This is a genomic window from Legionella rubrilucens (genome assembly GCF_001468125.1).
Classification (GTDB): domain Bacteria; phylum Pseudomonadota; class Gammaproteobacteria; order Legionellales; family Legionellaceae; genus Legionella_C; species Legionella_C rubrilucens.
In genome coordinates, this window is sequence record NZ_LNYT01000006.1 from 60,639 (window position 1) to 74,879 (window position 14,241).

Genomic DNA, 14,241 nt, shown 5'->3' on the forward strand with positions numbered 1-14,241 from the left:
CGGTTAAAACATAAACAGGAAAGGCCAACTTTGCAGTTGCCTTTTAAAGGGTCAAATACCCTCTAAGGGATTAATTTGAAAATCCTGTAGACGGGCTATCGCCTGGCAATTCAAAACTCGCCAGTTTGCTCTGACTTTTTTCCAATGCTTTAACCTGGGAATTAAAAAACAGATTACCATGACCACAGATCTTCGTCCATTCCTCATCCTCTTTTGCTGTCACCATGACGCCGGGGTGCCACTCTTTTGCATTGGCCTTTTCTGTTTCTATCCTCATTTTCTCCCGTTTTAATGCCGGTTTTAATTCGATAAGTAATCGAATAACCATGTCTGCCGTTTTCTTTTCCCTGTAGTCCATCTGCAGGTAAACGTCATTTTGATTATCAACCAGCGGGTTTCCGTGCTCGAGATAATTTCGAAATGCTCTTAATTCAGCGTAGGCATTCGCTATCAAAGGACAAAGGGCTATTTCCTTGTAAGTCTTGATGGTTTCCAGGTGTTGCAGGACCTGGCCGATGTTGTATTCCAGTGCATCATTCAGGGTGGGCTTTTTCACCAGGCGGCCTGACAGAGGTTCTTTCCCCTGCTCCTGCTGCTGTTTATCCCAGTCCGCGGTCGATTTAAACGGTGCGTTGCTAATCCAGTACCCTTCGTTTATCAAAAAATCTTCCATGTCAGCCAAGGATTCGAGGGCGGCCTCCATGCGTTTCAACGGATTGAGTTGATGCTCTTTTTTTACTGGCTCAAGCAGGTATTTCGCTAATTTTCTAATGCCCTCCAAGCCTTGAAACCTGGCTTCTCTCTCATTCTCTCTTTTCTCGCTGGCTTCTTTTTCTTCCAACCGTTTCTTTTCTCTTTCGGCGAGCGTTAAGGAGGGTTTGGTAATGGCTTTGTCCAAAAAGGCGCTTAATTCCTTGTATTTTTCCCCTAACTCCTTGCGGGGCAGACATTGCAGAATCATCCCTTTTTGCTTTTTAGAAACCACCCCTGCCTGACCTGCAAAAATGGCTAAGCAGAGTTCAATAATGTCCGGAGTGGCTTTAAACTGTTCCAAACAGTGGATGAATTCCTTCTCATTTGCTGACAAGGCCTGTTTGGAAGACGGATCTTTCGACTCAATCTCCTGTTTACCCGAGTTATTGTTGCTGCCCTCACTGCCCTTCTGTACACTGACCATCTCACGTTTTAGCAGGTGTTGCCAGTAAGTTTCCGGATCATGGAGGTATACTCCAAGACTCTGTTCGCGTAACCAGATGAGATGGTTTAATTTTTTTCCAAACTCCTGTAAATCCTTGCCGAAAACCTGTTCCAGCCAAACGTTGTTGCTTAGAAATTGTCCTATTCGGTATTTTAAATCCCTTTCGTCCTGGTGAGTAATCGCATCGCGTATGACAATGAAAGCACGCCAATCCGTGCCTGGATCCAGATCAATTAAGAATTTGGAAAAATTTTTGCCGGTGATGAGCTCACCCAGGCTCTGAAGCCGGCGCAGAGCGGCATGTAATCCAACCTTTTTTGAAATATCAAAGGCAGAATTTCGACAAATTAAATGAAGGTGCTGTGGATCAGCTTCTTGCCATACCGGTATTTTCATTCGCGCATTGGTGTCGTGACTCAAATTCAATAATTTAATCAGACTGAAAATATCATTCAGGTAAGCAATAACGCATTTACTGACTGTCAATTCAGGTTTCGGAACTGCGACAGGCTTCTCAGGTGCGGTAAGAACCATACTTACCCCGTGAAAAAAATCCCTTAATGAAGGAAGATCTTTTTCAACAATGGACAACGCAGCATAGGGAATGAGCAATTGCAAATCACCCGCTTCGGCGATCAAATGGACCGCGCTGTCAAACAATTGCTTTGATTTTCCTTCACTTAACGAGGTGATTGTCTTCGCGGAAAAAGGTATGCTCGCCACTTTTTGCATGGACGGCTCAATCATGATGCCGCCAAGATGATCGAACGCAAGCCAATTAAACGATGATGCTTCAAGCACCTTATCAAATCTTTTTTTCAAATCCGGGGACAGTTTTTGAATCACGGAGCACATTTTGGATATCAGGATGCGGTTTTGTGCATCGCGTGTATCCTTTATAGCCTGGATTGCCAAACTGGAAAGCGTCTTAGGCATTTTTTTAAAGCGAGCAGCAATGTCATGGTATTTGATCAGAAAATCAATCAATTTGATAAGGTACAGCACCCGTTCCGCATCGGTTGGGAGGGTCTCAACGGCCTGCTTTTCGAGAGAGGTATATTCCTGCAAAAATTCAGGATGCTGGTCTTTCTCAAAAGAAGCAGTCGCCTTACGCTGTTTCATACCCATAATGCGATCGGCTTCCTCATCCTCTGCGCCGGCTGAAACCAGATGATAATAAAGATTAATATTGCCGTTATCCGCAACCAATCGTAATGGGCTGTGCGAATGCTGTTTCAAATTAACATTAATGGCGAGCGCTTGGCGATGGAGCAACAGTATTTTTATTAATTTCAAGCCTTCATTATCGTCTACCCCGCAATGCCGGCACGCCTGGTAAAATGCTTTGTCAAATTGATGCTCGGTCAGGAGTTTATAGATTGATTGACCATTGCTTACCTTACCAAAGTTAATTTTTTTAATGTCGAGCAATACTTCTTCAAACATGTTTCACCCCGATACTACCATTAATACTGCTGCATTCTAGTGATGAAACATTAAGGCAAAATTAATATGAACAAAAACAAATCAATCTCTGGCGATGCCCGCCGCTTAAGCTTCCCATAAGATTCAATTTGTACAATAGAGTCACTTTAAATTCATTATGATTTAAATCATGCCCTTTAGTATTGACCTGAAAACCGTGCAACAAACCAAACAATGGACTTTCAAGCACACCGAAGAAGCCCAGCGTCTACAAGCCCTTCTCGACCAAGGTGACCGCAAAGGTTATATCCAGCGGTTGCGTGAACTCAACGACAAGCACAAGTTCACCCGCACACAGGGTAAAGTGTATGAGTTGTTTGATGAAGGGGAAATGATTCAGGTCCCCATCAAGTTTCAAGTCAAAAAATCAGTCATTACCTGGTCATTTATCGCCCCTTTCGATAAAACCCACCAATCCTTTCGCGATGAGGTTTTTAATACCGCCGCTAAAGCGCATGCCTGTGTTGCCAATTCCTGTGAAACGTATTACCGGGGTACCGACCACCTTCATTTAAAAGAAATGCACAGCTACGCTGAAGAAGCCTTTTTCAATCACAACCACTACCGTACAGCCAATGGCGGCCCCATTACCCCGGTTGAAGTGTATGAGCATCTATTTGGTTTTTACGCGCAGCAGGAAGGCAGAAAATTCATACCAACCCCGTGGGAAAGGGATAACATCATTTTAACCTTTGCTGTGTACTGGGCTCATTTTAATGCCGATATCCGCTATGTTGCGTTTTCTTTTCTTCCTCACGAAGGGGGAAGCGAACAGGTGCTTCATCAATTAAAAGAAATTGCGCGTATTGGACGATTAACACCCGATCAGGCTGAAAAAGAAATGGATGCTTTTTTTGACTCTGAGCATGGACAAAACATGCTGCACCTTGCGAAGAATCACGACTTTCCCGATATCGAAAAAATCAAAGCGTTTATCACATCCAATTACCGCAAACTGTATAACAAGTACGCGCCAGCAATTGAATTGGAAATTGCGTCCAATACGTCGATGGAATCCTACGCAATGGCATCGACAACGTCGTCGACATCCAGCAGCAGCCGCTCAAGTCCCAGAGACGAATACTTGGCGGGCCCCGATCAGGCCTTTGATGAAATTGACCACCTCGAATACGAAACCTTTGCTCGCGATTTGACGAAGCACTGCCAAAGCGTCAGGAAAGAACTGCTGCAGGATTTGGATCTGGTCGATTTCCGCAAGGGACTCATGCTTTATTATGCGCTGTGTACTGCCCAGAAATGCGCTTTAGCCTACCCTAACGACAAGGGCATACGATTTCACAAGGACTTTTTAACCAACGAGCTCATTGAGCAAATGCTGGATGAATTGCCCTGCCTGAAACCGGGTGCATCATCTGTTCCGGGAAGCGATTCGTTGAATAAACTGGTTAACTGGATCAAAGAGGCACCGCCTGAGCTTGAAGCATGGATTAATTGGGTTCGTGTGAATGGCTCACGCGGTCTGGGTGCAGAAATAGGCGGAGTTCGCTCAAAATCAGGTCAAGTGGATCTCAGTCAGGCCATTCCCAAGGAAGACCGAAAGGCTTCTGACAATGTGGCAGAAATTGATTTTGAAAAAGTGGACCTACGAGAGGTTTTCTCTCCTCGCTCCTATTCATCCAAGGACGAAATCGAGGAGAGTCAGATTGATCCCGACGCCGAGGTATTGATTGATCAGCTCAACCGATATCTGCTGGACACGGTGAACCAACGATTAATCTCTTCCTCGCAACCGATGGAACCGTTTAAATCCAAAATTCAAATTATCGAATTGGCCTTGTCCGTGTTAAAGAACAAAGATGATGTCAAAAAACTCATCAGCTTGTCCACCTCTGAATTGGAGTGGAAAGCTTCTTCTACTGGCTTTAAAAGCAAACTGGAAAATCTCATTGAGGATGTGATTCGCATTAAGTCTACGACATCACAGAGTGAGTTGGTTGTAAATATAAAACTGTAACCTTGCCATGGTAGTATCCCTTCGTTTTTTTTGCTAAAGTAGCGCAAATTTAAATCATTATATGAATTATGCCGAAAAATGAGGGGAACTCCCACGAAAAACAATCCGTGCCGACGGGTGGCGCCAGCTGCAAACAATCAGAGCCTGAAAAAGAAAACGTCGATGCCTATGCAAAAAAACTGCAATGGCTTGCCTTGGGCAACGGCAGTTACAATCGGGTATGGCGCTCAACGGAACCGGATAGAGCAGGGCTTTATCGGGTCCTTAAGTATCCCCTGCTTTCTAACGACTCCTGCGTCAATGCCTTAAGTCATAATCAGAGAGGCGTAAGGCTCTGGAATGAAATTAATTCGCCATCCCGGACCGGCCTGCCTGAGGCCATAACCAGTCAATCAGGCTGGATAGCTCCCTACATTGCTAATACACGCCCAGCCACCGACGAAGAGACCGCCAATAAAGTGGTAGAAGTGTATCAGGCTACCCGACGCATAGTGCTGGATGCGGCAACCCGTGGCAATGTATTAACCCGTCTGGATACGGGAGAGGTCATTGTGGTTGACGTTGACTTGGCACTGAACCTGCGCAATTCCACTGCCAGCCTGAACTTTGCCGAGAATCTGCATGAGCGTTTTCAAAATTACTGGAATGATCTCGATTTAAACAAAAACATGCCGAACACATTGGAGGTTACTCGAAACCTGATTTTTCTTGAAGAGCAGTTACCAAGCAGAGACATTGATGTACTGATTTACGAAAATCATCTCACCCTGACCACCCTTAAGTCATTAAGCTGGTTAAGAAGACATAATAAGCCACTGACTCCGGGATTGTTTCTTAAGCTTTCAACACTCCGCCAGGCTGACATTGAGATCAGCGACATCCTATTTGAAAGCCTGACCAGCATTAATGAAGAAAAACAAAAAGGAAAGGAAAAAGAAAAGAAATCAGGAGCATATCCCTTTTTCATGCACGCCAACCAGGCCGCTATTCAAAACGAGCAAGGTAATCCAGAAACCAAACTGGCTTGCTAGTGTAAGATGGCTTGCGTAAACTCTCCACTTGTTGCGAGTGCTCGTCTGCGGACGCACTCATGAAAGACACTATAAAAATAAAGGTCATTGTTATACGATATTTCATTAGACTCTATGTAATGAATTATTTATAATTGTGGCGTTTATTTGTTCTTAGAATTCAAATAGATAGATTCATGCTTTATTTATCAGCAGTTAAGCGACCTAAAGGAAAGGATACGAAATGGGATATTCAGACACAGAATCATCAGACAACGAGCAAGGAATTACGTTTCTTACTCCTTCTGCTTTCTATCCGTTACCGGATCATCATAAAGATCGCATTCAACCGCCGACACGGACTCTCCCCACGCGAGGGACAAAAGCAGAGGCAGCTCCTGATAAATTAACCGGGCAACTCTTTGTTGCCATAGCCAATGGGATTACAAGTTATAACAATAAAGAGAAGCGGCAAGGCATTGATAACGGCTATCTCACCTTGTTTCGGCATGGTCATTATGGAGTAAAAAAGGCAGACAAATTAGAAAAAAGCCTCTCCCAAAAATCATACGGTGAAATGCTTAACCTGCTGGACGACTTTTTTAATTCATCGAATACTCACTACAACAACCATTCACTTGCTCTTTATTTATTGGACAAACTCAACGAGTTTTCGAAAACGCTGGACTCCGCTTACCAGCCTGAAACAGGCAGCATGGCATGGCCTTCCATACTAATGCACCTTAAAAAGTATGAGCAGGCGGACGAGTGCCTGAGCGTTGAGATAAAATCCACACTCTAGGGGTAAGCGATGTCGAGTCTGAAAAACAAAATTATCCTGATTACGGGTGCCTCCAGCGGCATTGGCGAAGCCTGCGCCCGGCTTTTTGCTTCACAAGGGGCGCAATTGATTCTGACGGCCCGCCGAGTGGACAGGCTTAAAGCCCTGGCAACGCAATTACAAAGCGAGTATGGCATTGCGCATCATGTTCATGGTCTGGATGTCAGCGATCCCGTCGCTGTCAAAACCTTTGTGGAAACCTTGCCCATGACCTGGCAAGGCATTGATGTATTGCTCAATAACGCAGGACTTGCCTTAAGCAGCGATCCGGTTCAGCAAGGCGTAATCGACAATTGGGAAACCATGATCGACACCAACGTCAAGGGGCTTCTTTACATGACTCGTCATGTTCTGCCCGGGATGTTGAAACGGCAGCAAGGGCATATTGTGAATATTGGCTCCATTGCAGGCCAGGAGATCTATCCCAACGGCAATGTGTATTGTGCGAGCAAGCATGCGGTCAGAGCCCTGTCCAAATCTATACGCCTTGACTTGATGGGCAGTCCCATTCGAGTCAGCGAAATTGCGCCCGGTGCGGTTGAAACGGAATTCAGTCTTGTCCGTTGGCAAGACGCGGAACGGGCGAAAACCTTTTATCAGGACTTTACCCCGCTTTCGGCGAAAGACGTCGCTGATGCCGTTTTCTATTGTATTTCCGCGCCGCCACACGTCAACATTGCCGAAATCACTATTCTGCCCACCGACCAGCGGTCAGCCAATCACATTCATCGCAGAAAATAACATCCTCTGACGACGCAAGCGTCTTTCTGTTTTCTGAATGACGACGGCAAGGCCCTGGGCGGATTCCTCACCAGGCAAGCAGGGAATAACATTTTTTATACAGTAGTCTATAGTTATTACATAATTCTCACGTTTGTCCGTTGTACATGGCCCCAAAAGAAAAACACCCATTGAAACAGACCTTTGAGGCCAGCAAAAGTGCATTCATTTATGTTGGGCTTTTCAGTCTTTTTATCAATGTCCTCATGCTCACAACCCCTCTCTACATGATGCAGGTTTTTGACCGGGTACTTACGAGCTATAGTTACGATACCCTGATCTATTTAACCTTGATTGCAGTATTGGCTCTTCTTATTTTAAGCCTGCTGGATGCAATCAGAACCTACATTATTATCCATGTCAGTGTCTGGTTTGAGCAGAAGTTGTCACCGCCTGCCCTGGCGCTCAGTCCTGACCAGATTCTTCTTGGCAATACCTATCCCGAACATGCCTTGCGGGATATTGCCGCAGTTAAGCAGTTTATTGGCGGCTCTGCCGTTTTTACCTTTTTTGATTCACCCTGGGTGCCCGTCTATCTCATCGTTATCTTTATGCTCGATCCTGTCTTGGGCTGGATCTCGACGACAGGGGCTCTCATTCTTTTTTTATGCGCGCTGCTCAATGAACTGTGCACCCGGAAACTGTTGCGTGATGCCAGTGAGATGGCGATAAGCACGCAACAGGAAATGGCAGCCAGTTTACGTAATGCCGAAGCCATTCAGGCCATGGGCATGTTGCCTGCCCTAATCAGCGCCTGGCACAAGAACAATGAAACGATTCTCAATTTCCAGATTAAGTCCAGCAAAATTTCCGGCAATATTCTAGCCCTGAGTAAATTTATCCGCTCTTCTCTGCAAATTTTTATCCTGGGTGTGGGCGCTTACCTGGTTTTAACCAATCGCATCACCTCCGGAATGATGATTGCCGGCTCCATTTTAATGTCGCGTGCCTTAGCGCCGGTTGAGCAAGCCATCAGTGCCTGGAAACAATACCAAAGCGCAAAACATGCCATTGACAGGCTTAAACCCCATCTGGCTTTTCAGTCGCAACGTTTAAGCGGTATTCAATTGCCTGCACCCAAAGGCTATTTGTCCATTGAAAATCTCTATTACATGCCGCCTGCCCTTCAGAAATTCGTGATCAACGGCATCAATCTCCACATCAAGGCCGGGGAAATGGCTGCTCTCATTGGTCCCTCGGCCGCAGGAAAATCAACGCTTGCCCGACTGATTGCCGGGGTTTTAAAACCCAATAACGGCAGTGTAAGACTGGATACCGCCGATGTCTATCAATGGGAACGAACCGATTTTGGCCGATACGTGGGTTACCTGCCCCAGGACATTGAATTATTCAATGGCAGTGTGAAAGAAAACATCGCCCGCATGGGAACAATCAACGATGCCGCCGTCATTAAAGCAGCAAAACAGGCTGGCTGCCATGAGCTCATTCTCAGGCTCCCTCAAGGATATGATACGGTGATTCACCGCAACAGCTTTGGTTTATCCGGAGGGCAACGTCAACGCATTGCTTTAGCCCGGGCCTTATATGGGGATCCGCAGCTTGTAATTCTCGATGAACCCAATTCCAATTTGGACAGTGACGGTGAGCTGGCACTTCTTAATGCCCTGCAGGAATTAAAGCGTCGTCAGGCCACAGTGATCCTCATCGCCCATCGTCCCCACGTCATTCATTTTGTTGATACTCTGGTTGTCCTTAATGAAGGCAAAATTCAATTCTCCGGTCCCCGCGATCAGATACTGAATAAGCTTAAAGAATTAGCCGCCGCTCAGGCTGACGCATCCTCTCAGTCCAAGGGGAATTAATGGACACTAACCAACTACCGCAAACTCCGGAAAAACCTGCCATAAGCAACGTGATTAAAGCAGGGCTTTCGATTCTTTTGTTTTTTATTGGCGGATTTCTCTTATGGTCCTTACTGTTCCATCTAGATGCCGCTGCCGTAGCGCAGGGCAAACTGGTGGTAGAATATGAACGCAAAACCATTCAGCACATGGAAGGCGGCATCATAAAAACCATTTATATTAATGAAGGCTCTGTGGTTAAAGCCAACACGCCCCTCATTCAATTGGACGACACACAGGCTAAAGCCACACTGGATTTATTACAGGGGCAACTGTATGAAAATTTAGCCGCGGAGGCACGCATTTTTGCCGAACTCAATAATGAAAAGCAAGTCCATTATCCCGCGCAATTACAGAAGGTAGCCCATGATCCTAAAGTAAAAAAAATCATTGAAGGCCAAAACAAATTATTTATCGCCCGTAACAAAAGTTATGAAGGACAAAGCAAAATTTTAAATGAGCGAATCGAGGAATATAAAAAAGAAATCAGCAGCCTTGATGCTCAGGTGATCGCCAATAACGAACAGCTCAAATTGATTGAAGAGGAGATCAAGGCCGTACAATACCTGGAGGAAAGGAAGTTAATTGATAAACCGCGGTTGCTGGCGCTTAAACGCGAAGCCGCGCGTTTAACCGGTGATCGCGGAGAACACCTGGGTTTAATTGCCAAAGCCCATCAGGGCATAGGCGAAATTCAGTCGCAACTGTTTACCATGATTGAAACCCGCCGCAAGGATTTATTGGAAGAACTCCGCGAAGTGCAACAAAAGCTTGCCGACCTGACGGAAAAATGCAAAGCAGCCGAAGATGTTTTAAAACGAACATTGATTACAGCACCGCAATCAGGTACTGTCATTGGCCTAAAAAAACACACCTCGGGCGGCGTCATTACCCCGGGACAAGACATCCTTGACATTATCCCGTCGGGTGATCAACTCATTGTTGAAGCTCAGATTGAACCACTGGACATTAATTCAGTTAAACCGGGCTTAACGGCGAAAGTCAGGCTTGTCGCTTTCAAGCAGAGAAATACGCCCCTGGTTGAGGGTATCGTGACTCAGGTGTCCCCCGATGTCTTCGAAGACCAGGCAACTAAAAAGCAATTTTACAAAGCCCGCATCATCCTTAACAAAGATGAACTCAATAAACTTAAACACGTTGCTCTCTATCCCGGCATGCCGGTTCAGGTGATGATTATTATTGAAAAAAGGACCGCATTTAATTATTTCATTACCCCGCTTCATGACAGTTTTGAGCGGGCATTCCACGAAGAGTGATGATGTAAAGACCGTCTGTAAAAACCATGCCTGGATTCATTTTTGCAATCTTCTTGATTAAAATTTATACAATACTATACTTTAATTTGTCTTAGTTGTAGAGGTGTAGCCATGACGATTATAACGGGCACCAACGGTGCTGATGTTATCGAGGGTGGCGCAGCAAATGACTTACTGCTAGGTGGTAATGGTAACGATACACTGAACGGCGGTTCCGGGAGTGATCTGCTCGATGGTGGTAACGGCAATGATCTGCTTGATGGAGGTAGTGGTTCGGATATTTTATTGGGAGGGAACGGCAACGATACTCTCCTTGGTGGTGCCGGAAATGATTTGCTCGATGGGGGCAATGGCAACGACACGTTAAATGGCGGCGATGGTACCGACATTCTCAACGGCGGCAATGGCAATGACGCCCTGGATGGCGGCGCCGGTTCTGATCTTCTTAGTGGCGGTAATGGTAACGATACCTTTACTTACCATGTCGAAAACAATCTCAATGCGCTGGATATCTACATTGGTGGTAATGGCAATGACACCCTCATCATCGAGGGTACTTCCCAGTTTTTTGCCCGCGCGGATGTTCAACAGGCACTTGCTGCATTTCAGGACGCCTGTAATAACCTGCTGTTTAATTTTGCCGCGTACGTCGAGGGTTGGAATTTAATTGTCAACACCATCGAGAATGTCATTCTTAAAGTAGTTGAACCCCTGAATGTCGCACCGGTTGCCAATGGGGATATTGTGAATGCGGTAGAAGACACGCCGCTGGCTATCCCCGTCGCCAATCTCCTCGGCAACGATACCGATGGCAATAACGATGCATTAACCGTTCAGTCCGTTGGCAATGCCGCTCACGGTACCGTGGCGCTTAACGATGGCGTTATTACTTACACGCCCGACAGTAATTACAATGGCTCTGACAGTTTCACCTACACCATCAGTGATGGGCGTGGCGGTACCAGCCAGGCCACGGTGACTGTGACTGTTGCAGCTGCCAATGATGCGCCAACAGGGGCAGTCATCATTAGCGGTGAAGCCATTGAAAATCAAACACTCACAGCCGACGCCAGTGCCATCAATGACATTGACGGTCTGGGTGTTCTCACTTACCAGTGGAAAGCAGATGGCGAAACGATTGATGGCGCTACGGGCAGTACCTATACGCTTACTGACGCAGACGTCGGTAAAGTGATATCCGTCGCTGTGAATTATACTGATGGCGGGGGGACCCAGGAAACCGTGGTTTCAGCAGTCACCGATCCCGTGCTCTCAGACAATGTCGCACCCGTTGCCATGGATGATGTGATTGATGGCAATGAAGACACCCCGTTGGTGCTTGCCGCGGGTGTATTACTGGCCAATGACACCGATGCCAATAATGACGTGCTGACCATCCAGTCGGTTGGCAATGCCACCAATGGCACAATCACCCTGGATAATAACGGTAACGTCCTGTTTACGCCAGCAGCCAATTACAATGGCCCTGCCAGTTTTACCTACGTTGCAGCAGATGGCGATGGTGCAACCAGTGAGGCCGTGGTTCACATCAATGTGGCTGCCGTCAATGATGCGCCCACTGGCGATGTGACAATTCAGGGGACACCTCAGGAGGGCCAGGTTCTCACTGTTAATGCCAATCTGGCGGATGTGGAAGGCCTTGGCGCCTTTGACTATCAGTGGTTTGCCAATGGTAATGTCATTTCAGGTGCTAATGGCAGTACTTACACATTAACTGAGGGGGATATCGGTAAAACGATCACCGCGACAGTCAGTTATACCGATGGAGCAGGCACTCAGGAAACAGTGCAATCCCTGGCAACTGGTCCTGTGGCTTCTCTTTTCGATGTGGATACAGACACCGCAACCGCTGTGAAACTGGAGAATGGGCAAGTGTTTGCGAACGATGTCCTGCAAACAGGGGTTGACAGTATTCGCACCAGCGATTTGGACGATGTCCTGGTGGTTAAAGACGTCATCAATGGGCTGGTTGTTAATTTGGCTGGCGAAGTGAATGCTGACGCCGTCGATTTGCGGGGCATTTCCGGTGTGACCTACACTGCCAGTACCGATGTGATCAGCAAAGACACCGACAGCATGACGGTTCATGATGTGGAGAACTTCCTCATTGGCGATCGCGGCAATACCTTTGTGATTGACCAGGGCGGCAACTACACGTTCCTGTTTGATCAATCCATCCCAAGCTCGATTACCGGAACCAATCCTCAGCCGTCAACAACCATCCAGATGATCGAAGGCACAGGTGCCACCAATGTGGGTTTGTTTGTTTACAATTCCGCAGGGCTTCCGGCGACTTCCAATGATATCCAGAAAATCAATCTGCAGATGCAGTTTAATAATGCGGGTCCCAACATTGACAACGTCGCGACACTGGATTTCCAAAACGGTGCTTATGCGTTCAATGCAACCGCCATTGAGTATGGATTAATTGCAGCCTTAATTGCGCTTGCGGCGATTGCCGCGTTGCAAAACCTCGGCATTCCTCAATCCACCTTCACGCAACAATCCTTCGGGGATGTTAAATTGTCATTAACCAGCAGCGGTCTTGATGCCACTCAGGATTCCGTGACCGCCAAACTGACAGGACTGCGTGAAGTGGTTGTCCCGGTAGGAAATGATGCAAGCTTTAAGCCCTGGACGATTATCTCCAATGACAGCGGTTTAAAAGGCATCGTCGACTTGACTCAGTTAGTCAGTATCAATGAAAACAACAGCAATCCTCCCCACTTGCAAGTGAATTGGGATGCGTCTGTGGACAGTGATCTGCCCGCTGTGTTGATTAGTGAACAGGGTCTCCTGACGTCCAATGAGCATGCCTTTTATAAATTTCAACACTACAAGTTGGGTCAAGGCAGCGATACCTTGAACGTGACAGCCTTGGATACCAATCCCAATGCCCTCGTGGAAATGGGCGAAAAAGCGGATGGCAGCGACCTGGATACGCTGAATCTGTTTAGGATTGGCGACCTGTTCAATCCGGTTGTCGCAGCCACCTACAATGGCACAACCGGTTTGTTGCAGATGGGATCCAATCAAATGCACGTGACGGGTGTCGAAAAGATTGTTGGTACCTCGCTGGCGGATAATATCACCGGCGATAGCGGCAACAACATTATCGATGGCGGCGCAGGCAATGATACACTGGCGGGCGGTGCAGGCAACGACACCTTTGTTTATACCGCTATGCCATCCGGCAATGACACCATCAGTGATTTCAATCTGATTGAAGATGCGTTACAGCTCACTGGGGTAACCATTGAGAGTATTAATTACTTCGGTCCCAACACCATCATTGATTTAAGCAATAATGGCATTGTCACGTTGCTCGGGGTTGTCGCCACCCAGGAGGACTTGATAGGATAATCCCCTTCTCTCTCCGAAACTACCCTGCCTGCAGGGTAGTTTTTTTGTCATGGACGATTTACTTATCCAGCATCAAATTACTGGTTTTGTTTAACCATCTGCTGCTGCACCTGGGCAATCTGTTGCTGCAGGCTGGTTTGTATCTGCTTCATTTGATTCTGGGTTTGGGCATTGACGGTTTGAATCTGAGTCTGCAATTGCGTTTGGACCTGTTTGATTTGTGCCTGAAGCTGCGTATTTAAAGCCGCCAATTGCTGCTGCTGTTGAGCCTGCAATTGCTTTAACTGGTTTTGAATTTCCGTGTTTAATTGTTGAACCTGATTATTGCCTGCGGCGTCAGCAGCATACAGAGTGTGAGTGAGGACAATACCACTCAACAGAGCGAGAATAGTTTTCATGATCAATTCCTTTTTTAAATGATTCCTTGTC

The 14,241-nt window shown here is 46.6% G+C and carries 9 protein-coding genes; 7 read left to right on the plus strand and 2 right to left on the minus strand.

Annotation, left to right across the window (positions count from 1 at the left end; all coding sequences use genetic code 11):
* Positions 1-70: 70 nt before the first annotated feature.
* The gene (locus Lrub_RS02515) at positions 71-2,644 is read right to left on the minus strand and encodes a hypothetical protein (protein WP_058530634.1); all 2,574 of its coding nucleotides are present in this window, start codon (positions 2,642-2,644) and stop codon (positions 71-73) included.
* A 169-nt stretch (positions 2,645-2,813) separates the two neighbouring features.
* Here Lrub_RS02515 and Lrub_RS02520 point away from each other — a divergent pair, with 169 nt between their 5' ends.
* From Lrub_RS02520 to Lrub_RS02550, 7 genes are all read left to right on the plus strand, one after another.
* Complete coding sequence (locus Lrub_RS02520) at positions 2,814-4,658, plus strand: hypothetical protein (RefSeq protein WP_058530635.1); 1,845 nt, start codon at positions 2,814-2,816, stop codon at positions 4,656-4,658.
* 68 nt (positions 4,659-4,726) lie between these two features.
* On the plus strand, positions 4,727-5,689 hold the full coding sequence (locus Lrub_RS02525) for a hypothetical protein (protein ID WP_058530636.1): 963 nt from the start codon (positions 4,727-4,729) through the stop codon (positions 5,687-5,689).
* A 223-nt stretch (positions 5,690-5,912) separates the two neighbouring features.
* Positions 5,913-6,470 carry a hypothetical protein gene (locus tag Lrub_RS02530; RefSeq protein WP_058530637.1) on the plus strand — a complete coding sequence of 186 codons (558 nt, stop codon included), beginning with the start codon at positions 5,913-5,915 and terminating at the stop codon, positions 6,468-6,470.
* A gap of 9 nt (positions 6,471-6,479) precedes the next feature.
* Positions 6,480-7,250 carry an SDR family NAD(P)-dependent oxidoreductase gene (locus tag Lrub_RS02535; RefSeq protein ID WP_058530638.1) on the plus strand — a complete coding sequence of 257 codons (771 nt, stop codon included), beginning with the start codon at positions 6,480-6,482 and terminating at the stop codon, positions 7,248-7,250.
* Between the two features lie 146 nt (positions 7,251-7,396).
* Positions 7,397-9,112, plus strand: coding sequence for a type I secretion system permease/ATPase (locus tag Lrub_RS02540; protein WP_065235700.1), 1,716 nt, complete (start codon positions 7,397-7,399; stop codon positions 9,110-9,112).
* Positions 9,112-10,428 (plus strand): HlyD family type I secretion periplasmic adaptor subunit, encoded by a 1,317-nt coding sequence (locus Lrub_RS02545; protein ID WP_058530640.1) that lies wholly within the window; start codon positions 9,112-9,114, stop codon positions 10,426-10,428. Before Lrub_RS02540 ends, Lrub_RS02545 begins: the two co-directional genes overlap by 1 nt.
* Before the next feature lie 111 nt (positions 10,429-10,539).
* Positions 10,540-13,812 (plus strand): cadherin-like domain-containing protein, encoded by a 3,273-nt coding sequence (locus Lrub_RS02550; protein ID WP_058530641.1) that lies wholly within the window; start codon positions 10,540-10,542, stop codon positions 13,810-13,812.
* Positions 13,813-13,889: 77 nt separating this feature from the next.
* On the opposite strand, the gene Lrub_RS02555 is transcribed toward Lrub_RS02550, so the two are convergent.
* Entirely contained in the window at positions 13,890-14,210 is a 321-nt protein-coding gene (locus Lrub_RS02555; RefSeq protein ID WP_058530642.1) for a hypothetical protein, read from the minus strand.
* Positions 14,211-14,241 lie beyond the last annotated feature (31 nt).